This window comes from Erwinia sp., assembly GCF_049696395.1.
In the GTDB taxonomy this organism is placed as follows: domain Bacteria; phylum Pseudomonadota; class Gammaproteobacteria; order Enterobacterales; family Enterobacteriaceae; genus Erwinia.
Genome location: NZ_JBAVTT010000028.1, coordinates 31,059 through 55,898, shown reverse-complemented (window position 1 = coordinate 55,898; position 24,840 = coordinate 31,059). Strand labels below are relative to the sequence as shown.

The window sequence follows — 24,840 nt, the reverse complement described above, 5'->3', positions numbered from 1 at the left end:
GGAAGCAAGGTGTGGTAGCTAACTTTCATTATGGATTTGCAGAAGATGCAGAGTGCGCCGTGAGGATTTTTCGTGGTGACATTGTGCATGGAGAAACGAAACTGACTGCCGCAACAAGATGGGCATTTGTATTTTAACTTAGAGATATAAACCTACTTTATTTTGCTTAAGAGACAACACCCTAACACTTAAGCACCTTCACGTCACCTTTAATCACATTCGCACCACTTTGCTCACTTTTTCGGGTGGCTTGGCTAAGTGCACAGAATGGGGTTAGCGAGGGCAATGCAACGCTCTGTCTCTGCCTTAAGCGAAGCTGAGCGTCAGTCTCTGCCGCGCTGCAAACTGTGGCCGCAGTGGTGTCTGTTACCGCTGTCTGACCTGCTCCCCGTTGATTAAAACACCGCGATGTCAGTAATGTCTTCATAAGCCACATGAGGACATCCTCATGAAGAAGCGTTTTTCCGACGAACAGATCATCAGTATTCTCCGCGAGGCAGAAGCCGGAGTTTCTGCCCATGAGCTCTGCCGTAAGCACGCCATTTCCGACGCCACGTTTTACACCGGCGTAAGAAGTATGGCGGTATGGCGCTATGGCGGTGCCTGAGGTTAAGCGCCTGAAGTCGCTTGAGGAAGAGAACGCCAGACTCAAGAAGCTGCTTGCCGAAGCCATGCTGGATAAGTAGGCGCTTCAGGTGGCTCTTGGGCGAAAGTACTGACGACAGACCAGAAGCGCGCAGCCGTGGTGTTGATGTGTGATGCGACCGGTCTGTCACAACGTCGTGCCTGCAGACTTACAGGTTTGTCCCTGTCGACCTGCCGCTATGACGCTATGACGCTCACCGTCCAACTGCTGATGCCCATTTATCAGGGCGCATCACGGAGCTGGCACTGGAGCGCAGGCGTTTTGGCTACCGCCGCATATGGCAGTTACTGCGCCATGAAGGCGCTTCATGTTAATCACAAGCGCGTGTACCGCCTTTATCATCTGAACGGGCTGGGCGTTAAACGCAGACGACGCCGTAAAGGGCTGGCAACAGAACGTCTGCCGCTGCTCCGCCCGGCGGCACCCAATCTGACCTGGTCGATGGATTTCGTCATGGACGCGCTGGCCACCGGTCGCAGGATCAAGTGCCTGACCTGCGTCGATGACTTCGTAAAGGAATGCCTGACGGTCACTGTTGCCTTTGGGATTTCAGGCGTGCAGGTCACGTGTGTTCTGGACAGAATTGCGCTGTTTCGCGGCTATCCGGCTACGATAAGAACTGATCAGGGCCCAGAATTTACCCGCCGCGCGCTCGATCAATGGGCCTTTGAGCATGGCGTGGAGCTGCGGCTTAGCCAGCCTGGCAAGCCGACACAGAACGGATTTATTGAGAGTCTTAACGGACGCTTTCGCGATGAATGCCTGAATGAACACTGGTTCAGCGACGTCAGTCATGCTAGGAAAACCATCAGTGAATGGCGTCAGGATTATAACAAGTGCCGCCCGCACTCCACGCTAAATTATCAGACGCTGTCTGAATTTGCGGCGGCCTGGAGAAAGGGAAATTCTGAGAGCGAAGGATCCGACATTACTAACTGAGCGTTGTATTTAATCCCGGGGGCAGGTCAGTGCCGATGTGAATGAATTTAAAGGACAGAAAAACCTGCCCGTTAAATGGATGAATGAAGTGAACAACTTTAGGTTAGTTGTTAGAGCGTTACTAGCTCATATAGTTTCTCAGCAATATTTTCCATTGTATCTCTTGCGGTATTTAATCCACTTCGGGAGCCGAGTAAAGGGCTGACTTCGCGGAGAGCTTCATAACTTGTGTCGTGTACAATTGGAACGAACAGATCACGAGCCAGGAGTGCCGAAAGCTCTTTGTCTGCAATGCCTTCTCCTGCAAGACGCTTTAACAACGTCGGGGTCACCAGCACAATTCCTACTCGTGACTTCGCTAGACCCTTATCTATTTCGCGTAGCAATGTTGCTCCGAGGAGGACATCCTTTTCACTGAACCAAACCGACACACCTCGAGATTCTAGCTGATCATGCAGTTCTTTAGCTGCTCCTTTGCGGTCGTCTCATGCATGGCAAAGAAAGACATCTCGAAGATCAGGTACGGCTGCTCGTTTCTCGACGTTTTCTCGGACTGGTGTGAGCGTTTTCACCTCGGCAGAAGTGTACACCGCGGATGAGCCAGTTCGCGACCAGCGTGCTTTACCGCTGCTACTAGATCCACCACCGCTACCAGATCCACTGACACCATTCCCTGAAGAGGGATAGGAAGGAGCAAAATATGTGGAGTACGAGCGATAGCCTCCGTAACGGCTACTGCATGCGGGGCAAGCTGCAGCTCCGCTGGCTGTACGGTGTCCATTTCTTGGTGCTGTGCATCTAGCCATGTACTTATCCTTCTAAGAAGTGGTTTGGGTAGTCTGACCTGCATCTCTTTGATTAAACGATTATTGCGGATGGATAGTGGTTTAATATCCAGCATGGTTGAATATACAGACCAATAACCATTCGATCTACATTGTTATTTTCATGAACAGTTGACTTCAAACGCAACAGCTCCCCCAATTACGTCACATCACTCAATGACATCAGGTCAATAAGGCCTAAAGGTGTATCTATGCAATTTAATAAAATCGAAAAGGCTTTCACCTAGGGCGGTCAACTAGTAACACAGTGATACATTATCTGAGAGAAACTCCCCCTTGTTACTGCAAGTTTTGCCTCAACTCTCTGTATCTTCGTACCACTCATACTGAAGGCCTGATATTTCAAACATGACCTCAAACTCAGCGATTTAATCAAACTGAAAATCTGCCGATATTTAATCCCACCATTTCAACCTTCGCCACCAAAGTCACAGATGACATTTGAGATTGCAGTTCAGGAAACATCACAGAAATGTGGCTAAGACATAGAATCCCCCAAGCCACAGCATTACCTGCGCGTATTGTGCAATCATGAGTACAAGGGACTAAGAATGTGCTCTCTGCGAACAGACTCTTTTCAGTACGAAAGTTGAAAGCCGGGATATTTAGGTGTTCAGCACGCTGCTGATCATTGCAATGACCATGGATTAATGACAATTAATTCATTATATAATAATGATAAAATAATATATCAAGTAGCCTGTATAGCTATATAGAGAGCGTTGGTAGTTCAACTGAGGGCATCTATCACTTGTCAGCTAAAAACGGCTCCGAGAGCATTACAGGCGAAAATAATGCAGGAAATATAAGGTTAATGTAAGTACAGCTTAAGGACATGAGCATTATCTGGGTGTCAACGAAACTGAATGCCGCGAATGATCATAGGAATACTCTTTGGTCGCACTGATTAACAAACAGGCTGGGCCAAAGAGGGAAACGCTGTGGTGAAGGGCACTGATCATCAAATCGAGAATACAGTTTTATAGACGCCTAGGAGACGGCCCGTATTACGCTGCAATGGGCGAAAGTCTCTGACGAATATTTGCAGGTAAAAGCTGGAAGTGAATAAAATCTAAAAATTGCACTGCTTAATGTCGAATACGTAACCAGCTTTAAACTTCCTTTTCGTATGTTACTCATTCGTGCTCCCAGTTAATTGACCGGCTGCGCGAGCGGTTATCAATCAACCAGAAGGCCGCGACGATCAGCGGCAAGAATCACGGATGTATTTACAGCCTGATTTCAAGTCTTAGCAAAGTCCCCTACTCGCTCCATTATCGCTTCTCAAACCGGATTCATCGGATAGTACCGTCGGACCCGGTAGCGACACCTTACTTGAAATTGCGAAACAGACGAAAGTACCACGTGAACGTCTCCGGTCAGCCCTCATAACCGGGTTGGAGATAAATGCGCTGGACGCCCTTTTCTGGCTGATTATTCAGCGTTTCGCTGCCAATGTATCGGCGCTAAGAAAAATGGGGATGGAAATCACAACGTCTGAGGTTGAGGTATTTGATACTCTGACGCGGACGAAAGGCACATTTCGGCGTACAGGTTGAAGTCGTAGTTATGCAACCAACAATAAGAATTTTAAATATTTCAATTATCTATTGCTGATATCAGCAGTTGGTGGCAGCACATGTTTACCCCACACGTTTATGATGTGGTTTTTAATCGTCAATCTGCTGGTGATAACATCATACGGCGTAGACAAACGAACCACATATAAATCCAGGCGCATAGCACTGAATTTTTCTTGCTACTAATTTGGTGTTGCCGTTAGCTGGTTTGGGGCAATTTTGGGCCAGCAGGACTTTCAGCATAAAACGCACAAATACCCTTTTAAAACCTTCTTCGCCATCAGTATGATATTGTATCTGATGGTAGTGGTTGCTGTGCGTTGGTTGATTTTGAGACATACCACTTGAATTACAGAGAATTATTGACATTCACTGTTTTCATCACATTGCTGCGAGTAGTATAGTCTAAACATAAATTAGCGCTTTGATAAGTTGAGCACATGAGATTCCATCCCGAAGGACCTGCCATACCGGACATCCTCTTAGAACGCTGTGATACAGGTAGAGTTGTATTTCTATGTGGCGCCGGGGTTTCGTTACCTTCAGGGATGCCAACCTTTGTAGACCTCACTCAATACGTAATTGAATACTTTGATCCACCACACGACTCAGAAATCATGGCTGCATTTCGCCCGTGGCTTCACGACCAATCTTCGGCAAATGTCCCTCTCGACCAAATTTTCAACTTGCTACATCTTGAATATGGCAAGGATGAAGTTAATGCCCTGGTCACAAAGCGTCTAAGTGCTTCCCAGCTTGAAAGACAGATTGGATTCGAACATGCGCTGATTAAACGCATTTCCTCAAATCAGAGTGGAGTTCCGCAGATTGTCACGACTAACTTTGACCGATTATTCGAGGTTGGCATAGGGCAAGATAACCTAACTAGATATGTTCCCCCCGCTTTTCCAAATATAAATTTCGGTTCAACAATTGAAGGAATTACGTATCTTCACGGTCGTCTGGTCGATGCAAATGCTGTAAATCATCCTTATGTACTGAGCAGTGCAGACTTTGGACGAGCTTATCTTTCTGAAGGATGGGCGACCAACTTTATCAAGCTTCTTCTGGAACGATACATCGTTGTTTTGGTGGGTTACCAGGCAGAAGACCCGCCAGTTAAATACCTCCTTCAGGGGCTCAATCATGATGGCCAGTATGATCGTTCCAGACTTTATGCATTTGATTGTGGGCTTGCTGAGGAGATCGAAGCCAAATGGCGTGACAGAGGTGTTACTGCAATAGCCTACCCCGATCATCCGGTCCTATGGAAGAGTATGGAAGCATGGGCAGAACGAGCAGATGATCCGCGTAGGTGGCGAGCTTCTGTGATCGCTAAAAGCCAGCAAGACCCGAAAATTATGGCACCACATGAACGTGGTCAAGTTGCTCACATACTTCGTACAGTACAAGGTGCGAGATTATTCTCTGAAGCTATTCCACGTCCTCACCCTGAATGGATTTGTGTGATGGATGCGAACATTCGGTCAGCTAAGAAAAATCGAATATATAGTGAATTTTCTGAAGAAGAAGTATTCGACCCACAAGCCAATTATGGTTTAGATGACGATCTCAAAGATATCTCTGACGATGAGCGCAAACGTGGGGTCAGCAACGATAGTCTCCTTGAATGGCGTGACGAAGACGATAACCCGTCAGATTACCATCGCTTGGCTGGAGGATTTGAGACAATCCCGAAAAGGCTAGGTCATCTCCTGACTTGGTTTAGTGAATCTCTTGATAGCCCGATAATGGCCTGGTGGGCTATTCGAAAAATTGGGCTTCATCCGTTACTGCTGCAGAAGCTTGAACGTAACATTGAGTTTTCAGCATCTACCCATGAACGTGCCCGTTATCTGTGGAGCTTAATTCTCGAACGCCATAAAGACCCCCGTAATCATCGCTATGATGTCGATTGGTACGACTTGAAGGCTCGAATTAAAACCCAAGGCTGGACAGCAGGTGTTCTGCGAGAATTTCGTAGGGTTATGGCACCGCGGTTGGAGATGAAATCGCCATATGGCTTGGGAGAAGTCAGACCGCCAAGTGACTCTTGGGAGGAGATCCATTTCAGCAAATTAGGTCAATTTGAAGTTGTGTTCACCAATAGACATGACGACGATTTAGATGTACCTGACAATGTTTTGCTACAGGTCTTTAGTGCTCTGGAAGAGCAACTAATCATTGCCGCTGGAATACTGGAGGATATCGAAACTTTCTACTTCCCAAGTCCAAGTTGTTATCCAGAGCGTGCAGTGGAAGGAGAAGAATACTCCGCGAAAGGTGCTGATGTACTGACATGGTTTGTCCAACTTTTTGACCGAGTAGCTGAGAAGTGGCCAGAACTGGCTAGTGCACATGTAACCACCTGGCCAGTAACAGAACCATTTTTCTTCCGAAAACTGAGACTTTATGCCCTCAGTAAAACATGCGTTTTTGGGGCTGACCGAGTTGCCGAAGAAGTTTTGTCTATAGAGCAAAATAGCTTCTGGGACACAAATATTACCCGAGAACTTCTTTTTTTACTGGTAGACCGATGGGAAGAATTACCGCAAGAGAATCAAAATAGAATTATCGAACGTATTCTGACTGGCCCCTATCAAATACCTTATTTCTCTGAGGAAGAACTTCCGAAAGAAAGAGAGGTGTTAGCAGCTAAATACGCTCGTTATCTCGAACTGAATGGTTGTGAACTGGCCACAATTTATCGTGATCGGCTCACTGCGATGATCAAAAGAATTCCTGACTGGAATGATCGCTGGGCCACATCTGTAGTCACCAGTTGGGGCTCCCGCTCGGGCTGGGTTAGTACAGATGAAAAACCAGATGTAATATCAGTTCTTCCTATAAATGAGATAATCCCAAAAGTAAAAGAACAACAAAAGCGGGGGCGGGAGGATGACAACTTCACCAGGAAGAGGCCTTTTATTGGTTTGATAAAAGAAAATCCACGAAAAGCATTGTCAGCGCTTACGATTGCGGGTAAAAACGACGATTACCCTAAAGAATTCTGGTCGCCAATGATAAGTGAATTACCAGTTGATATTAAACCAAGGCTGAGACGGGTGTTCCTTAATCGCATAGCGAAGTTACCAGTTACGACTATCGTCGAACTAAGACATACATTAAGCAGTTGGCTCGAACAAAACTTAGTTGGGACTCTTAAATTTGATTATGGTCTCGGTTGGGCTGTTTACGATCATGTCATCGAGGGCTTACTGATTGGTGGGATTAATGCTACGGAAAGTGGTTTTGGAGAAGTTATCCGAAATGGAGAGGCTGTTATCCAGTCACGACGCACATTCAGCCATGCAATTAATGGCCCTGTCGGTAAGTGTACTCAAGCACTTTTTCAAGCAATACCAGGGGAAGAAGCGGAAGCTGGTTCGCTTATTCCGGATTCTATTAAGTATCGCCTTGAGCGTCTCTTTACAGCGCCTGGGGAAGGTGCAGACCACGCTATAGCTATAACGACTCGCAATCTAAATTGGCTAATGTTTGTTGATCCGGTATGGGCAAAGGAATGGCTTATACCAATTTTGGATTTAAAGCATCCAGCAGCAGAACCTGCATGGAATGGTTATCTTCATAGTGAAGGTATGCCTTCAATTGCAGTAGCTGAGCTTATCAAGCCTAGTTTTCTTAACCTTTTCACTTGGCTCGAGCATCTTTCTTGGGAAAAAGACCTTTCATCTCGAGCCTCGCAATGGCTTGGTTTAATGAGAATGTTCCACCCTGATGAGCCATCTAGCCCTTCTAGAAATGAAATGCGCTCCGTTTTGCGATCAATATCTGATGAGGCGAGGAATCGTTTTATTTCCTGGCTGGGTCGGGTTGGGCAAAAAAACGATAATGGCTGGATTAAACATGTCATTCCATTAATCAATGATGACTGGCCCAAAGAACTTGGATACAGGACAACGACTTCTGTGAAGGCGTGGATAGACCTACTGGACGATACTGGCGATAACTTTCCTGCTGTCTACGATGCAGTAAAAACACTTTTGGTGCCAATCGAGACATTTGATCACCTGTACTATCGATTCACTCGAGAGTTAGCTGGCAAAGAGCCAATTACCCTGCTTTTTCCTGAAACGACTCTTGATTTAATGGATAGAATAACACCACCGAGACTCACCCGTCCGTCAGACGAGTTGCAGAAGATACTTGGCCTAATTGAAGAGACAGAACCAAGCCTAATCAAGGATTCGCGGTACTTACGGCTTATTGAGCTTGTTGAGAAAAATTAGGGGGTCTTAAAACAGAGCACAGCATTGGGGTGTATGCGAGTAAACCCATCGTAGCCACATGGTTTTTGAGACTTTCTATTATAAACAATAAAAATTTAATAACTCTTAAGGGGGGGGAATGCGCATTATTGATCTGAATGTGAATGGGGCTGAACGTTTCGATAATATCGATAGAGTACTACAGAGCGAGGCTTTCAAACAGCTTGACTCTATAATTCTGGCTCAGATAAATGGTCTTGAAAATCCAAGCTTCAAACCACCAACTGGCGAAGAACTAAGCTATTCTCGTCCGCACAATAGTATCCTGATAGAAGGTGGCCGTGGTAGTGGCAAGACTACATTTCTTCTAAACGCGTTGCACTATCTTCACGATCAATCACGAGGTTCCTCTCTATACTGGTTCGACGGAATGTCGTCTAAATTGCAAGTTTTACCGCCCATAGATCCTACTCTAATTGAAACTAAAGAACATATTATAATCGTTATCATCTCGTTAATTGATGCTGCACTTGATGATTTCAAAAATAACCCTGATTTAGACCGTACGGCAGTAAACGAATCACGTAGAAAGATGGCTGAGGGGCTCGGGCTGCTTGACGGTATTGGAAAATCCAAGCCGTATGGAGATGAATGGGAGGATCCTGAGTGGATTATGAGTCGAGGTCTTCGGAAGGCGCGTAACGGGAAATCATTTGAGATCAAGTTTCAGATGTACATTTACGAAGCCCTAAAAATATTAGATAAGAAAGCATTTGTTCTGGCATTCGACGATGTGGACACAAATTTTCAGCATGGGCGTACGATTCTCGAAACAATACGCAAATATCTGACATCGCCGCAACTTGTTTTGTTAATTTCCGGAGACCTCGAACTCTATGGGCGGCTGGTCAGGCGGAATATCTATGACACTTTCGGTAAGAACATCATGGATTATGATCCGGAGGTCATTGGCAAGGAAAAAACAGGCATCTCCTCTGCGGTGCAGGAGCTAGAGGAGCAATATCTTTTGAAGGTTGTACCCCCACAGAACCGGATTTCTATGATGCCATTGGGAGAGATCATTCAGGTTGACCCTTCCAATGAGATAATGGTTGTTCCGTTCGGCATGTCACAGCAAATACCACTACAAGAGTGGGCGAGCCAAAATATACGTCGGCAATTACTTGAGTTACATTTCTTGCAAGGGGAACGCTCTCCTTATCATCCCTTCTTAGAGCTTATCTCCCGAGAACATTTGCGGTTAGTGATTGGATACCTTCGTGCAATTGGAAATCAAGATCCCGTGCTTGCTCGTCGAGGAGTCTTTTCGGTCTTCGAAACTCGGCTCCGTCTTTCCGGTGTAGATTCATTACAATTAGCGCATACAACTCATAATAGCGCCCTATTACTTTTGTTTCGTTGGCTTGTAAAACAGGATAAACCAACATCACTAGCTCGCTTAGGAGTACCCAGTGATGCTGACAAAGCAATCATACTTCACTGCTTTGCATTGGCCATATCTAAAGAGCTAAAAGGTTCACCAGCTAAGTGCCTGAGAACTTTACTTACTTTAAATTTTCCAATTTCAATGATGCAGCGCACCATATACGCGAAGCTGGAGGTGCGCAAAGCGATTCTTGAGTTCATCTGGGATGATGCAAGTCCGAACCTTATTGAAGTAGCAGGCCGCATCGGCTCTATCGCTCGTCTCGACACTAACGAACGTTCGAACAGCATTGGCTATTTAGAGGCCAGTTGTTTTGGTTCGGTTGGCACGAAAAGAAAAGAGGATCGAGCGGAAATTCTGCAAAGAATGTTCAAAGTACCGAAGAGTAAAAAATCGAGCGATGTCGGGACAGTAAGTGAATTGCAAAATGCAATGGGAGAAGGACCTGATGAGTTATCTGCTAAGGCTTGGATTACAACATTATCGAGTAATACCCAAATAGCTGGAATGGCTGCACAGAAAGGGGTCATCTGGTTCCCTATTGATGATCTTGCAGGTCGCTGTGGTGAATTCAAGGCAGTACTCGACTTGGTTACATACGAAAGGTATAGCAGCCGTGGTGAACGATTTAGATCTGTCTCAGCTGTTTCGCTCTTGGCGGCAATTTCAACAATACTAGACGATGAAGAGAATCGCAGTCTAAACGAGTTGGTGCTAACTTCGATAATTCCAGCATTCCTCCCGAATACTGATGATAATCCAACTTTAGGCCAGTCCGAGATGGAGGGGGATGATTCGTCCTCCAGTATTAATGACACTGAAGGCGCTGAATCGCTTGAAACCGAAGCTCAATCCAACTTTCCGGCCTTTGAAGAGCGAATGAAAGCTTGGAAACGTTTTTCCTTACAATTCTCTGGTGGTACTGAGCAGTCTCACGCGAAAACTGCAGAAGTCTCTGCATCTGAGCTAGCTCGTATTGCTGAACGCATGCATGATCAGCTGGTTTCATTGGATGAGGAAGTGAGCCTCATATGGAAGACTGGGCATATTCTACATCGCCAAATTACAAATATTTTACATGCCCTGCTTGTTAGTACGTCAGGCAGTCTTGGTCGGATGGACTCGCCGAAATCGTCGGATCGTCCATTGGTAGAAGCACTGAGGCGTGCCTCAGCAAACAAAGCCACATCTTTCCACCCTATCGCAGCGATTGTCCTTTCATGTCCCTTAGTCTGGGCTTTCCTGAACCCGAAAGAGGCATATAAAGCAAGCGGTACTAACACTGACATACTGCGTAATGAGGTGGTAACGGCACTAAATGTATTCCAAGAAAATTATGGTACAGAGGATGCGTGTTTCGATCCTGCATGGCTAACTCCACCAGAGATATCTGTTGCTGTTGGTCGCTTAAATATTGCTAATCTACGTTCTGTTAAGCAAGAAGGCTTCTTTGATCTACTTAATGTCGTTCCTCGATATTATCCTAAGTCTGGTTCTGCAAAATGATTGGGGATACTACAGAAGATAAATTCCAGATTCGTGCACAGGTGGCGCTTGTAAAAGCGATTACCTCCAATCTTGATCTGCTTTCTCATCTCGAAATAGGATTGACAGATAGTTCGGCGGACCTACACCTTAAGATGCTCTATGGTAATTCTGAAGGTCGATCCTCAATCGTAAACACCTATGCCACCGGTAGGTTTCTGCAGTTTCGTAAATTGTTCCCCTCTCTGACTGATGAAGCGCTTGAACATAAGATTGCTTGGAGTTTGACTGGTGCAAACCAACAACTATCGGAGCAAGAAAGGAAAAACCTGGATGATCCTTCACGTTGTCTTGTGCTTTTACTTACTCGCCTTGCGGGGACTTTTCTATGCGAGGCAAATGATGGCTCGTTGCGCGTAAAGTCGCGCTTTCTAGACGAATGGCAGGACCTTATTCTCGTCATTCCGCCAATGCTAGTTTCTGCTGCCTGGATAGCTACCCAGCCGAACATACAGAGGAAAACTGTCTCGGAACGCAGAAATTTTCAATGGAAAGTTCAAAACTGGTTTTGCGACAGCACGTTGCCTGTAGACGATGATCCACTGCTCGACCAACTCTGTAGAGTAGAGGGATTAGATGAAACTCATATGCATCTTAACGGAACCACAGAGGCTGAGAAAATCTGGATAGATGCTCTTAGGAAAACGTCTAAGGTGGTAGGGGCAATCAGCGGAGTTATCAAGCGCGAAGATGGGATTCATGCTGCGATTGGAAATGGTGTCAACCGACTCTTGCGTCAGGAAGAGCCCACACTAACACCAAAACTCCTGAAAGAGAGGGTGGAGAAAGCCGTTGTACTAAAGTCCTTCTTGCTTGAGGCCTGTAGCCAAACTGGAGTTCATATTGTTCCAAAGGATCTTAGCCTAGAAGAACGATATGCTGCCGCTGTCCGAAGCAGGCCTGCGGAGAAAGGGTTATCAGTGATTACTTCCGAAGCGCTGCAATTGGTTGATATCATTACTAACCTGAGCGACAGTCATGGTGGTGGTATTCAAGGAATTGCTTTCCTCTGGTACACACTTATCCGTGCCCAATTCTGTAGACTTTTGGTTCAGCAGGTCGGCCAAACGGGCTTTGATCAATTCCAGTACATCACTTTCAATGAGTTGAGAGAAACAACCGAGAAGGACTTTGCTGAACGTTTCCGACAGATCGATCGCGGAACTCAGCAACCGGTTGACTTTCTAGAGGGCCGTTTTGCACCTAAGACTACGCCAGATGGAAATGCATACAGATTAATGCAGATCCTGCGAGGTTATCTCAAATTCTTAGATGAAGAACCGAGCGGTAAATCGCGTGGTGAGCTCGCAAGGATATTTTCCAATCCAAATATACCTCATTCTTCTCTTTCAGAAATATTGCACTTAGTGCGCACACTCGAAGATGGGAAGTTTGAAAAGGGTAGAGAGGTAGTGCCACGAAGCTTGCGCCGACTTCGCCTCGGGCTTGTTGTGCACTTTATCAAGCGAACTGACCTATCAGAACGCGAACGTTTCAAAAATGGTGGATATCTTGCGCCGGTGTGCAGGGATAGTAAGGCTCGGCGGGAAGCTGACCAAGCCGCTCGAGCGTTAGTGTCCCTGATGAATAAAACAACTGGACTTTGCGAGATAATCCGAGGGGTCGATGCAGCCAGCAACGAACGGCATGCTGGTCCAGAAGTCTTTGCCCAAGTATTTAGAAGGATGCGACGTGCGGGTATCAAACGTTTTACTTATCACGTCGGCGAAGATTTTGTGCATATTGCTTCAGGTCTTCGGGCGATCAACGAGGCAGTTCGATTCCTTGAATTATCGGCAGGCTGTCGCATTGGCCATGGTACTGCTGCGGGGCTGATTCCTGAAAAATGGTGGTCATCCGTCGGAGGAGCGGTGATTCAGACGCTTGAGGACAGGCTCGATGATTTAGTTTTTGCTTGGGGGGCTTTGGTACAAAGAGGCATTTTGCTCGACAGACTACCTCGGCTCGATTTAGAGATAAGGCGATTGTCGATGCAAATTTGGCAAGATCCTTTGCTGACACCAGAGCTTCTTTTAAGAGCTTGGCATATGCGACACATTGATCCTATTGTTCGCAATTATGGAAGCCATGATGTTGACCGGGACCGTGATTGCGAAATAAAAATGTACGAGGACTGCAAGCTTCGAGAGCCTGATGCTCTCATGCAGTTTCTTCGTCGTCATGGTGTTGCTGTGTCCAGAGATGCCCTATTGAGGAGTGGGAAGCCTATCTTGATTACACGTGAGACTGATATTTTAGATCTTGAGGTTTTGGAAGCTCTTCAATCAGCAACTCTTGGGTTATTACAAGTGCGGCGTGTTGCTATCGAGACCCTACCTAGTAGTAATGTGCGGATCAGTATTCATCAATCCTATAATGAACATCATGCTGTCGGTTGGTTAGGGTATGGGCGAAGCTTTGGCCCAACCTCTGTTGTTATCGGGTCAGATGATCCTGGTATTTTTGCAACAAGTCTAAGAGGGGAATACGCACACTTGCTTCGCGCTTTACAGGCCAATGGAGCGGGCCATGATACAATAGAGATCCTTGAACGCATGAACAAAACATCTAAACGCTTCCGCTTCTAACTCTTGGAGCGTTGCAATGATTAAATTACCTTTCTGATTGAAAAATAGTGAACTGAAATATCCTGTACACATACATATCTCGTGGCACTTCAGTTTATTCGCACAGTAGCTTCCTAAAAGAGGGAGGGGAATATGAAGTGCCCACTAGGCCATAATTATAGGCCTAGTGGATAAAAAATAGTTTAATTCATATTCACTATGCTAGACGCACAATGGACTAGGGCAGTTATAAGCGGCAAGTGGGTTTTATGGGTAAACATTAAACATTCTAAATATCTAGATTAGCTACAGCGAATCAAATGGAAGGAACTAATTATTTTGAAAAAGCCTGTTATATCTACGATTATCCAGGAGTATACGTAACGGAAGTACTATTATCCCTAGAGCACGCCCGTTTGTTCTCCCTGATCAACATAGGATACTTAATATTAAAGGTTATGAACAATCATGGTCGCTCTGCGGCTTTTAACCAGTTGTTGACGCCTTCAACGCCCATTGAAAGTAGTATATCTTGTAATGACACAACACGTTGTAGCATTACACCATGATCAGACTCCTCACGCTCCTCTGCTTCCGCAAAAAGACGAGTCATTAATTGAGTAAGGCTATCATTATGATCGTATAGGTGCTGTTTACTATGCAGGACATAGGATAGATAAATTTCGGTGGCTGCTAGGGCTTGTTCTGGGTCATACTGTGAAATTGCGTTGAGCCATTCATGAAATCTGAAGAATTGATGTTGTTTATTATTACCAACGCTATCTTTTGCAAAAACTGAAAAACATCGAGCAACAATATCAGTCGGCACATGAATAACACCATTTTTTTTGGCAAAAATTTGATTTAACTGTCCCGCAACTTCAAGGGCATATATATCAGCTGCATTTAAGCCCACATTGATACCAGCTAGGCACATATCCCGGTGCTGTTTGATATTCTCTGCATTTGTCCAGACTGTAGCCGCACCAAGCCATGCTTCAGTTGAGTTAAGCGTATTTAAATCTCTAATAAACTCATCAAAGTCTATATGTCCGGTCATAACAGCCAAAGATGAAATACGTCCCCATGTCTCCAGATCTTTACCAAAACCCTCACGGTGGAGGCGGGTCAGCAAAAGCTTCACTACCTCAAAATGACTATGATAGGCGTAATACAGGCACCGTTCGGCGGTTCGCCAAAGCCCATTGGTGTCATGCATAGCTAGATGGAACAACTCCCACCCTAAACCGAAAGATTTACTTTGCAAATATGGTAAACGACGTAAAATCAAGGCTCGAATCGCAGGATGTTCGTCGTTGGCAAAGCGGCGCAATGTAGGTGTAAGCAATCTAGGGAATTCATGCCCTTGCTCAAGGAAATTACCAGCCAAGATCATCAAGGCTTCAGCAATATTCCCCTTTTCCATATTAATACCTTTTGTAATCAAATCGACGGAATCCCCGTCAATTTGATCAACTTTATTAAGTCCTGCAAAACCTATAGCTAGAAATATTAATCGCTCTGCTGCTTTTGTGTCCTGAATGACATTGGCGCAGGCTTCAATCGCTTTTGCTGAAGAGTAGTTGCATCGCCATTGCATAGGATGTCTTTCCAGTTCATCGAGAATCTGGTTTACAAGGATAGGAACATTGGGCTCTTCCAGCGGTTGCCATGTTGCGTTGGCGTTTAAGTTGCCATAACGATGGGCCATATAAGTAGCGACTCCATACATAATGTCATCGCGAAATTTTGTAGGAATGGTTGCCCAATAATCAGATAAAAAATTTAGGAATCGGGCGGGTTGACGGGAGGAAGCTTCACGCAATTGCCAGCCAACCTCTCCTTCTCCACCAATAAGAAAGTCATCCCAATCCCGTTGAGTGTGACCGTCATAATGTGATAGCAGTTGTAATACTCCTTTATTGCTGATGCTCAGAAAAACTTCAGATGAGAATGGGGCACTAACAATGCCGCCTTGTGAATGGATGTTTGGTTGACGGATTAATACCCCAGCTTTTCTTTCATAATCATCGACTAGCATTTGTAGTTCGGATGAACGAAGATTGCTAGGAATTGGTACGATCAATTCTGCTTGCGCCTTTAATCTCCACAAGGGGCGCTCATTAAAAATATACTCATCGTGGACTGCCAAAATAGTCGCTGTCACTGCATCTTGTGCAGGGACAGAGAGCAAGTTGAATGCTGATTGAATTAGTCCACCTAATTCATAAGTGAGTTCTGACTCAAGCATTTCTCGGTCGCACAATATGGTGCCTACTGTATCGATATTGGTTTCAGGAAATTGAGTACAAGCAATTATGCCGAAGTAGAACAATGCGCCTTCATGACTAAAACAAATACTTTCACGGTTTTTTTGCCACCAGTCTGAGTTTGTTTTGGCATGGTAGAGGATGCTAACCTCTACTGCATCAAGTAGTATGCTCATACTGTCAGCGTGTTTCATATCCCTATGGCTATGTGTGTCTTCGAAAGAGGTTTCGCCCAAGAAGCCATGCCGGTAACCTTTGCGGCCATCTCCAAAACGTGATGCCTGAACAAGGCTCCAATATTCTATTGATTCTAAAGCATGATCCAGTAATACATTGGATTGCAGCATACGTTGCTGGAGAAAATTATCATTTCGGTTCCCGAACTCATGGGCCTGACATCGCAGCTTGTTATCGAATTTGTACTGTAGTAAATCTTCTTCACTCACATCATCTATTATATAACGCCACAGCAAAGCATCATTTATGGCTCCACACATCACACAGTTAGCAATGATCTGACCAAGAAAACTGTGCTCCGATCGCGGTAAAGCAAGAAGCCGTTCAAGTAATGGAGCTGCAATACTGATATTTTCTGACTTAATTTGTGAGATGTGGATGGCCAACTGGTCTGCAATTTTATTGCCATCAAACCAATCAAGATCAAGTACTTCTATCCAAAATGAAACCACTCCAGCAGTATCAACATTATTCCATTGAGCAATACGATGAACATGCATCTCTATACTTTCTACATCATGGACCATTTTTAAATAAGGAATCAGGAAGTTAATCCAGAAATAATGCCATTCAATAGAACTGCCTGCGGTATAAATCACCTGAAAAACATCACGGTTTTTTTCGCGCAAATCGCGTACTAATAACCAGTCTTCATTCTGTGGATTTTGTTCTGAAAATGATTCTGCTACCAGACGTCTGATGTGAAATGCTGAGTTACCAGTTAACACTGCTCTGAGTTGTTTTCTGAATTCACGGCGCTCGCCTTGTGCCAATTGAGAGATAAAACTGCGGATGCTGGGACGTACAAACGGAACGGGTGGTAAGGCATTTATGAACTCACTCAATGTAGCACCATTCCGTATGGCTTGGCTTATTACAAGTACGTCCAACAAAGTTTGATGACCAAGTGTTAGCTTACCATCCTGAGTCTTCTGCAATACATTTAAACTGAGTAGTTTCCTCTGAATATCCTGAGACGCAGGAAAGCGCTGATTTGGAACTACCAAACTTCTCGAGTGCAACATTTCAGAAGCAATAGTTTCAATTGCTTGTATCGCAATATCTCCTAATTCACTTTCGGCAAGCACAATAGTATTTAGATAGCGTTGCGCCAATGCCTGACTGGTCACCACATTGAAACTGCCATCTCGCAGGGCTAGCTCGACGAATAATGCTAGCTCACGCGGATTGCGTATCAGCTCGCGAGTTGCAGTATCAATATTTGTAGTCGCAATTCCCAGTGAATAGAGTAATGGTGCAATCTCAGCGTCCCAGTCAAGTAACTGACACTTTAATTCACAATCCCAATGCCGTTCAGCAATCTGTCTGTCGTAATGTCTATCGAAATCGCGGCAAGCGGTAACAATAGTGATATTAGGGATCAATAACAAACGATCGATCTGCGCAAGAAAATACTTTAGTACACGGTGTTCGCGGGCAATGGACAATACATCCAAAGAATCAATAACGATTATCACATGGGCGTTTTCAGCTAGTCTTGCAGATTCCTCCACCCACTGTGGTGACAAACCCTGAGCCTGACGATCTTCTAGTGTAGCTAGGTCAGCGAACTCACGTGACTGAATAAAGAGAGGGACAATGTCCGAATTATTTTTTACTCGTTCTTCTAAAGCCTCCTGCAATTCAAGCAATACACAGGTTTTTCCTGAGCCCGGGAGTCCTGTAAGCAGGATAGAGCTTTTTCGCGCATCAATAGCAACAAATAGTTCATCCAAGACTGGATTGACTATACGCAGTCCACCAATATCTCGTCGCCACGACCTACCAATAGCAGAGGTGCTGGCAAAAGAATGATGCAACTTTGTAAGATCCATTTGCGGAACAAGAGTTGCTCCGGACTGCTGGACAATGGTTCGAAGGTCCTCTTTTGTCAAACGATGTTGTACAGCAGTAGATAAACCACCATCTCCCATACGCGCACCAAGTTTATCAAGACTTACCCAGAGTGCATTAAAAGCAGCGGCAGGGTTGCTTACCATGTGTCGTAAACGTATCCGTAACTGCTGTTCCATCTGATCCAGATCGTCGCTGGTCACAAAATTGGTTCGATGCAGGAATTCAAACGTTGAAAGACTAAGTGCAGTTTTCGCCAATTGTTTCGACAGGATTTTATCCAGTATCTGTTGTGCTTTTCCTAAACTTTGTAGGTAACTACTTTCGTCTGGTTGAGATGAACTGTGCTCTTTAAGTTTTGCAAGGTCGCCAAAGTTATTTCTCGAATAGAAACGTACATTAACTTTCGGATTATTAGTCAGCAGAAGGAAGGCTTTGTCCAGCTCATCGCCAAGATCAGCTATCGTCCAGGCTTTGAAATCGGTTTGATTTTTTTGCACTGACAGGCAATCAAAGCTCCGTCAACTTTACCGACAACGACATCATCAACGGAGTAGTTTATTGAGTCGACCTCAAGCCATTGAAAGTCCTGCTCGGACAATACAGTCAATGCCCAATCAAACGCAACCAGAGTCTGATACCCATCGCCACGATTGGAGCGTATACCTGCAATACTCATCACTAACTCCCTTCCGGAGGGTATTCTTTCCTCCTCATCCAGACGCATTAGCATCGCCAAAAGTTTTGGACATGATATTCGTCCTTCTGCAACTACACCAGAGCGTAAAATATGCCCTCTTTAAATAGTTCCAATGCGGAACCCTCGGATTCTTCGGATTCTTCGGATTAATTCATATTGAATACTTACCTACTTTGAGTGCTTTATGACCTGTCCACTAGGAAAAGGATGGCTTCGGCCAATAGCTTCCATCATCTTCGCAATTGATCCTATCCGCGTAATGTGGACAGCGTCTAAGGGAGATAGAGTGCCTAATTACGGCATAACGCATTTCTTTCTATCTCCACTTATAGCGATAAAGGTAGATTTGCTCTGCGGACTTTTACATCTGTAAGCGCCATTGGCTGCTCTCCATTGCTGGATGTTGGTATAAAAAGTCATTGAACAGAGTTGTGCCAACAAATATACCAACAAATAGTACTTGATGTGGGTTGATGTCGGTAGACTTGAGTAGAGTGGAGATGGTTGAAAATTAGCTATTTCATTGAATTTTAGGCATAAAAAAAGACGTCAGTTGACGTCTCTTGACTTGAATTTGGTACGCCCTACAGGATTCGAACCTGTGACCTACGGCTTAGAAGGCCGGTGCTCTATCCAACTGAGCTAAGGGCGCATTGGGAACTGCGTCGAATTATACGGTGCGAACCTGCTGAGTCAACGATTTATCGGGCTGAAGCGCCTTGTTGCTGCACTATTGAACAGTCTGCCTTGAAACTGTGCCTGACAGCAGCGTCCGCTTCTGACAAAATAGGCCCCATTCCCCGTATTAACTTAACACAGATGGATTCCCTCTCTGATGGTAGCAAAGATTATTGACGGTAAAACGATTGCGCAGCAGGTGCGACAAGAGGTTGCGGTAAAAGTACAGCAGCGTCTGGCGGCTGGAAAGCGTGCCCCTGGTCTGGCAGTCGTTCTGGTCGGTGAGAACCCGGCCTCGCAGATTTATGTCGGCAGCAAACGCCGTGCCTGTGAAGAAGTGGGTTTCCTCTCCCGCTCTTACGATCTGCCCGCCTCCACCAGCGAAGCCGAGTTGCTTGAGCTGATCGATAAGCTGAATCACGATGGCGAAATCGACGGGATCCTGGTTCAACTGCCTTTACCGGCAGGCATCGATAACGTGAAGGTGCTGGAAAGCATCTCCCCGTCTAAAGATGTGGATGGCTTCCACCCTTATAACGTTGGCCGCCTGTGCCAGCGTGCGCCTAAACTGCGCCCTTGTACGCCTCGCGGTATCGTTACGATGCTGGAGCGCTACAATATTGATACCTTCGGCATGAATGCCGTGGTGGTTGGGGCTTCCAATATCGTTGGCCGTCCGATGAGCATGGAGTTGCTGCTGGCTGGCTGCACCACTACCGTGACTCACCGCTTCACCAAAGATCTGCGCCACCATGTGGAACATGCCGATCTGCTGGTAGTGGCCGTGGGCAAGCCGGGCTTTATTCCTGGCGACTGGATTAAACCAGGCGCCGTGGTGATTGATGTGGGGATTAACCGCCTCGAAAGCGGCAAAGTGGTTGGCGATGTAGAGTTCGACGCCGCCTCTGAGCGCGCTTCTTATATTACCCCAGTACCAGGCGGCGTGGGCCCGATGACCGTGGCAACGCTGATACAGAACACGCTGTACGCCTGCGAAACTTTTGATGATGGAGCAGTAGAATAATGGCCACTTTCTCTTTAGGTAATCACCCGCACGTCGACCTGTGCGATCTGCTGAAGCTGGAAGGTTTGGTAGAAAGCGGCGCACGTGCCAAAGCATTGATCGCTGAAGGCTATGTCACCGTTGATGGCGCGGTAGAAACCCGCAAACGCTGCAAGATTGTCAGCGGTCAGACCGTGGTGTTTGAAGGTAACAGCATCTCAGTCGTAGAGTAATCTTCCCTGCCCCGCCGGTCTGGTGGGGCTTTGCTTACAGCACCACCGTTTCCCCGTCCTTTTGCGCCAGCTGATAATGGCGAAGCTCACAATGTCTGCCAATCTGCTCCGCCAGTCGCGGCGAGTGGCTGGTCACCCAAATCTGGCTGTAGCGGCTGGCTTCAGCAATTAACAACGCCAAAGCAGGCAGCAAATCTGGGTGCAAACTGTTTTCCGGTTCGTTGATCGCCATGAATGTGGGCGGTCTTGGGCTGAGCAGGGCGACAACAAGGCAGAGGAACCGCAGCGTGCCATCGGACAGCTCCGCAGCTTCCAGTGGACGCAGGATCCCTTCACGTTGCATCAGCATCTGAAAACGACCGCCCTGCGCTTCAACAAAGAATTCACTGCCTGGAAAGGCTTCTGCCAGCACCGAATGCAGCAACTCGGTGTGCCCACGCTCGCGCAGGGTTTCAAACGCGGCGGCCAGATTATGGCCGTCATGCGCTAAAACAGGGGCACGAATGCCAACCTGCGGCGCACGGATCGGTGAACCGGGCCAGACAGCAAACTCATGGTAAAAGCGCCATTTGCGCAAATTCTCACGCACCTGTGAAACTTCAGGGTAAAGATGCGGATCGGAAAGCTGCGAGAAAACCGACTCTTCTTCATGCAGTGAGGACGGATAGGCAATCCGCTCACCTTCTATATTGTTGAGGAAGGCGGTCTGATTTTTGCGTTCCAGCAACATTGAGGACGGTCTGCGGCGCTGCCCGGATAACCAGACGTGCTCGGCCTTAACCAAAGGATCCAGATTGAACAGGCTGATTAACGGTTCAGGAAAGCCGATTTCCAGCTGATAGTCGTAGTCATCCATTTCCACGCCCAGCACCATCCGCTTGCCGTTACGCCGGGTTTCACCGCGCTTGGGCGCGCCAGCCCACATCGTTTTTTGGATCCCGCCCTCTTCTGCCAGCGCGGCAGACAATCGCCCGCTCGCCGCTTCGTGCAGCAGCCGGACGGCTTTATACAGGTTGGACTTCCCACAACCGTTCGGCCCGCTGATCACATTAAGCTGCGAGAGTGGCAGTTCCACATCACGGATCGAGCGGAAACCCGCCAGAGTAAGTTGCTGAATCGTCATAAACGGCTCCTGCACAAAGCAAAAAGGGGCTTTCGCCCCTTATGGTGTTGACTGCTGGATCAGGCGATTACTTGCGGCGCCAGCTGGTGCCCTGCGGGCCGTCTTCCAGCACGATGCCCATTGCTACCAGCTTGTCGCGCGCCATATCTGCCTGCGCCCAGTTCTTTTCTTTACGCGCATCCAGACGCAGCCTGATCAACGCTTCAATCTCAGCCACTTCATCATCGTTACTCTGCGCGCCGTTCTGCAGGAACAGCTCCGGATCCTGCTCCAGCAGGCCCAACACGCCAGCCAGCTCACGGAGTTTAGCCGCCAGGCCGTCAGCCGCCGCTGTATCTTCCGCTTTCAGGCGGTTGACTTCACGCGCCATATCAAACAGCGCGGAGTAGGCTTCCGGGGTGTTGAAGTCGTCGTCCATGGCTTCACGGAAGCGAGTTTCAAATACTTCGCCGCCCGCAGGCTGAGCATCACTGTCAGTGTTGCGGATCGCCGTATAAAGACGCTCCAACGCCGAACGAGCCTGCTTCAGGTTATCTTCACCGTAGTTTAACTGGCTGCGATAGTGGCCGGACATCAGGAAGCAACGCACGGTTTCCGCATCAAAGTGCTGCAGCACATCACGCACGGTAAAGAAGTTGTTCAGTGACTTGGACATCTTCTCGCGGTCGATCATTACCATGCCGGAGTGCATCCAGTAATTCACGTAAGGGCCATCGTGCGCACAGGTAGATTGAGCGATTTCGTTTTCGTGGTGCGGGAACATCAGATCCGATCCGCCGCCGTGGATATCAAAATGCTCGCCCAGCTGTTTACAGTTCATCGCTGAACACTCAATATGCCAGCCAGGACGACCTTCGCCCCACGGAGAAGACCAGCTTGGCTCGTCAGCTTTCGACATTTTCCACAGCACGAAGTCCATCGGGTTGCGCTTAACATCCTGCTCAACTTCAACACGCGCGCCAGCCTGCAGCTGATCAAGATCCTGACGGGATAACAAACCGTAATCCGCATCGCTGGCGACTGAGAACATCACATCACCGTTGCTGGCAACATAAGCGTGCTCGCGATCGATCAGCTTACTAACGATCTCGATGATCTCGTTGATATGGCGAGTAGCACGCGGTTCCTGATCCGGCGGCAGAATATTCAGCGCAGCAAAATCTTTGTGCATTTCGCCAATCATGCGATTGGTCAGCACTTCAACCGTTTCGCCATTTTCATTGGCACGCTTGATGATCTTGTCGTCAATATCGGTGATATTGCGGACATAATTGAGCGAATAGCCCAGATAACGCAGGTAACGGGCCACCACGTCAAACGCGACAAAAGTCCTGCCGTGACCAATGTGACACAGGTCGTAAACGGTAATGCCGCACACGTACATGCCGATCTTGCCAGCATGGATAGGGTTAAATTCCTCTTTTTGACGACTCAGGGTATTAAAAATCTTTAGCATTGAGACATTCCGTTTTGACGTGTGCGGGTTAAAACCAGTAAAAGGCTTATTCTGACGTATTGTTAACGGAAGCGCCACGCAAAGCAAGGTTATGCCCGGTCCCGTTTATGCACTGGTGCTGACTCGTCATCACATTTTGTGATATAAAAGCCGTCTATTAATTGCGTACTGGCGCCTTCGCGCTGCCGGTGCTGCTCTACCATTCACACCTCCAACCTTAACAGGATGAGAACATGGTCACTTTCCAGACAAATCATGGCGATATCGTTATCAAAACCTTCGATGACAAAGCGCCAGCTACCGTAGCTAACTTCCTGGATTATTGCCGTGAAGGTTTCTACGACAACACGATTTTCCACCGTGTCATCAATGGCTTCATGGTTCAGGGCGGCGGCTTCGAGCCGGGCATGAAACAGAAAGACACCAAAGATGAAATCCAGAACGAAGCCAGCAACGGCCTGAAAAACACCAAAGGTACGCTGGCTATGGCCCGTACTCAGGCGCCTCACTCTGCTACCGCTCAGTTCTTCATTAACGTGGCAGACAACGACTTTCTGAACTTCCGCGACGAAAGCCTGCAGGGCTGGGGTTACTGTGTGTTCGCTGAAGTTGTTGAAGGCATGGACGTCGTTGAGAAAATCAAAGCTGTGTCTACCGGCCGTAGCGGTATGCATCAGGACGTGCCTAAAGAAGACGTTGTGATCCAGAAAGTCACCGTCAGCGAATAATGCCTCACACGCTTTTTATCGCAGATTTACATCTGTGCGCAGAAGAACCGGCAATTACTGCCGGTTTTCTTGCTTTTTTACACCGTGATGCGCTGCATGCCGACGCGCTGTATATTCTCGGCGACCTGTTTGAAGCCTGGATCGGCGATGACGATCCTGACCCGCTTCATGCTGAGATTGCAGCCGCCTTGCAGGTGCTCAAGCAACAGGGTATTCCCTGCTACTTTATTCACGGTAACCGAGACTTCCTGATCGGTAAACGCTTTGCCCGCGCCAGCGGCATGACGTTACTGCCTGAAGAGCAGGTGCCGGAACTGTACGGCAAACGCATGCTGATCATGCATGGCGACACGCTGTGTACCGATGATGAAGGCTATCAGCGCTTCCGTAAAAAAGTGCATCAACCCTGGCTGCAATGGCTGTTCCTTGCCCTTCCTTTATCTGTCCGCCAACGGATTGCGCTTAAAATGCGTGCAGGTAGCAAACAGGCTAACAGCAGCAAAGATGTCACCATCATGGATGTGAACGATCAAGCCGTAAAAGAAGTGATGACCCGGCATCAGGTACAGTATCTGATCCACGGCCATACGCATCGTCCGGCAATTCATCAACTTGAGGTTAACGGTCATCCCGCTGAAAGGCTGGTGCTTGGTGCCTGGCATGTTGAAGGCTCGATGATCCGCGTCAGCGAGCGCGAAACGACCCTGATTTCCTTCCCATTCTGAGCCCTAAAAAAATCCTGCAAATGCCCGGTTCATGC

General features: G+C 47.0%; 14 protein-coding genes, 1 tRNA gene and 2 pseudogenes. 10 read left to right on the top strand and 7 right to left on the bottom strand.

Features of this window, described 5'->3' with window-relative positions; all coding sequences use genetic code 11:
* Nucleotides 1-146, bottom strand: a 146-nt coding sequence (locus WCC56_RS03955) for a cold-shock protein (protein ID WP_424691135.1), incomplete at its 3' end; no start/stop codon positions are given.
* A gap of 302 nt (nt 147-448) precedes the next feature.
* Here WCC56_RS03955 and WCC56_RS03950 point away from each other — a divergent pair.
* Together WCC56_RS03950 and WCC56_RS03945 are read left to right on the top strand one after the other, a co-directional pair.
* Complete coding sequence (locus tag WCC56_RS03950) at nt 449-607, top strand: transposase (protein ID WP_424691133.1); 159 nt, start codon at nt 449-451, stop codon at nt 605-607.
* A gap of 108 nt (nt 608-715) precedes the next feature.
* Nucleotides 716-1,585, top strand: a complete 870-nt coding sequence (locus WCC56_RS03945) for an IS3 family transposase (RefSeq protein ID WP_424691134.1) — start codon at nt 716-718, stop codon at nt 1,583-1,585.
* A gap of 110 nt (nt 1,586-1,695) precedes the next feature.
* Here the strand turns inward: WCC56_RS03945 and WCC56_RS03940 are convergent.
* Nucleotides 1,696-2,049, bottom strand: a pseudogene (locus tag WCC56_RS03940) (toll/interleukin-1 receptor domain-containing protein); the annotation flags it as partial.
* Between the two features lie 1,375 nt (nt 2,050-3,424).
* Here WCC56_RS03940 and WCC56_RS03935 point away from each other — a divergent pair.
* The 4 genes and pseudogenes from WCC56_RS03935 to WCC56_RS03920 form a co-directional block, all read left to right on the top strand.
* Nucleotides 3,425-3,997, top strand: a pseudogene (locus tag WCC56_RS03935) (DNA-binding protein); the annotation flags it as partial.
* 453 nt (nt 3,998-4,450) lie between these two features.
* On the top strand, nt 4,451-8,260 hold the full coding sequence (locus WCC56_RS03930; RefSeq protein WP_424691132.1) for an SIR2 family protein: 3,810 nt from the start codon (nt 4,451-4,453) through the stop codon (nt 8,258-8,260).
* Nucleotides 8,261-8,378: 118 nt separating this feature from the next.
* Complete coding sequence (locus WCC56_RS03925) at nt 8,379-11,192, top strand: hypothetical protein (protein WP_424691131.1); 2,814 nt, start codon at nt 8,379-8,381, stop codon at nt 11,190-11,192.
* Nucleotides 11,189-13,819, top strand: a complete 2,631-nt coding sequence (locus tag WCC56_RS03920; protein ID WP_424691130.1) for a hypothetical protein — start codon at nt 11,189-11,191, stop codon at nt 13,817-13,819. The genes WCC56_RS03925 and WCC56_RS03920 overlap by 4 nt, the downstream gene beginning before the upstream one ends.
* 445 nt (nt 13,820-14,264) lie before the next feature.
* On the opposite strand, the gene WCC56_RS03915 is transcribed toward WCC56_RS03920, so the two are convergent.
* The 3 genes from WCC56_RS03915 to WCC56_RS03905 all read right to left on the bottom strand — a co-directional run bounded on the left by WCC56_RS03915 (nt 14,265) and on the right by WCC56_RS03905 (nt 19,511).
* Complete coding sequence (locus WCC56_RS03915; RefSeq protein ID WP_424691129.1) at nt 14,265-18,659, bottom strand: AAA family ATPase; 4,395 nt, start codon at nt 18,657-18,659, stop codon at nt 14,265-14,267.
* Entirely contained in the window at nt 18,620-18,838 is a 219-nt protein-coding gene (locus tag WCC56_RS03910; RefSeq protein WP_424691128.1) for a hypothetical protein, read from the bottom strand. Before WCC56_RS03910 ends, WCC56_RS03915 begins: the two co-directional genes overlap by 40 nt.
* A 596-nt stretch (nt 18,839-19,434) precedes the next feature.
* Nucleotides 19,435-19,511 (bottom strand) — tRNA-Arg (locus tag WCC56_RS03905).
* 183 nt (nt 19,512-19,694) lie between these two features.
* Between WCC56_RS03905 and folD the strand changes: the two genes are divergently transcribed.
* Together folD and ybcJ are read left to right on the top strand one after the other, a co-directional pair.
* Nucleotides 19,695-20,561, top strand: coding sequence for a bifunctional methylenetetrahydrofolate dehydrogenase/methenyltetrahydrofolate cyclohydrolase FolD (gene folD, locus WCC56_RS03900; protein WP_424691127.1), 867 nt, complete (start codon nt 19,695-19,697; stop codon nt 20,559-20,561).
* Nucleotides 20,561-20,773, top strand: a complete 213-nt coding sequence (gene ybcJ, locus WCC56_RS03895; RefSeq protein WP_424691126.1) for a ribosome-associated protein YbcJ — start codon at nt 20,561-20,563, stop codon at nt 20,771-20,773. The genes folD and ybcJ overlap by 1 nt, the downstream gene beginning before the upstream one ends.
* A gap of 34 nt (nt 20,774-20,807) precedes the next feature.
* Here ybcJ and WCC56_RS03890 read toward each other — a convergent pair whose 3' ends face one another.
* Both WCC56_RS03890 and cysS read right to left on the bottom strand, forming a co-directional pair.
* Entirely contained in the window at nt 20,808-21,896 is a 1,089-nt protein-coding gene (locus WCC56_RS03890; protein ID WP_424691125.1) for an AAA family ATPase, read from the bottom strand.
* A 67-nt stretch (nt 21,897-21,963) separates the two neighbouring features.
* On the bottom strand, nt 21,964-23,352 hold the full coding sequence (gene cysS / locus WCC56_RS03885; RefSeq protein ID WP_424691124.1) for a cysteine--tRNA ligase: 1,389 nt from the start codon (nt 23,350-23,352) through the stop codon (nt 21,964-21,966).
* 233 nt (nt 23,353-23,585) lie between these two features.
* Here cysS and ppiB point away from each other — a divergent pair, with 233 nt between their 5' ends.
* Nucleotides 23,586-24,080, top strand: a complete 495-nt coding sequence (gene ppiB, locus WCC56_RS03880) for a peptidylprolyl isomerase B (protein WP_424691123.1) — start codon at nt 23,586-23,588, stop codon at nt 24,078-24,080.
* Nucleotides 24,080-24,805: a UDP-2,3-diacylglucosamine diphosphatase gene (lpxH, locus tag WCC56_RS03875; RefSeq protein ID WP_424691122.1), complete on the top strand. Its 726-nt coding sequence runs from the start codon at nt 24,080-24,082 to the stop codon at nt 24,803-24,805. Before ppiB ends, lpxH begins: the two co-directional genes overlap by 1 nt.
* Nucleotides 24,806-24,840 lie beyond the last annotated feature (35 nt).

Excerpts from the sequence above, each read along its gene's own strand:
- ybcJ (WP_424691126.1), top strand. The coding sequence starts at position 20,561 with ATGGCCACTTTCTCTTTAGGTAATCACCCGCACGTCGACCTGTGCGAT.
- cysS (WP_424691124.1), bottom strand. The coding sequence starts at position 23,352 with ATGCTAAAGATTTTTAATACCCTGAGTCGTCAAAAAGAGGAATTTAAC.
- WCC56_RS03925 (WP_424691131.1), top strand. The coding sequence starts at position 8,379 with ATGCGCATTATTGATCTGAATGTGAATGGGGCTGAACGTTTCGATAAT.
- WCC56_RS03920 (WP_424691130.1), top strand. The coding sequence starts at position 11,189 with ATGATTGGGGATACTACAGAAGATAAATTCCAGATTCGTGCACAGGTG.
- WCC56_RS03910 (WP_424691128.1), bottom strand. The coding sequence starts at position 18,838 with ATGAGTATTGCAGGTATACGCTCCAATCGTGGCGATGGGTATCAGACT.
- WCC56_RS03950 (WP_424691133.1), top strand. The coding sequence starts at position 449 with ATGAAGAAGCGTTTTTCCGACGAACAGATCATCAGTATTCTCCGCGAG.
- folD (WP_424691127.1), top strand. The coding sequence starts at position 19,695 with ATGGTAGCAAAGATTATTGACGGTAAAACGATTGCGCAGCAGGTGCGA.
- WCC56_RS03890 (WP_424691125.1), bottom strand. The coding sequence starts at position 21,896 with ATGACGATTCAGCAACTTACTCTGGCGGGTTTCCGCTCGATCCGTGAT.
- WCC56_RS03930 (WP_424691132.1), top strand. The coding sequence starts at position 4,451 with ATGAGATTCCATCCCGAAGGACCTGCCATACCGGACATCCTCTTAGAA.
- lpxH (WP_424691122.1), top strand. The coding sequence starts at position 24,080 with ATGCCTCACACGCTTTTTATCGCAGATTTACATCTGTGCGCAGAAGAA.
- ppiB (WP_424691123.1), top strand. The coding sequence starts at position 23,586 with ATGGTCACTTTCCAGACAAATCATGGCGATATCGTTATCAAAACCTTC.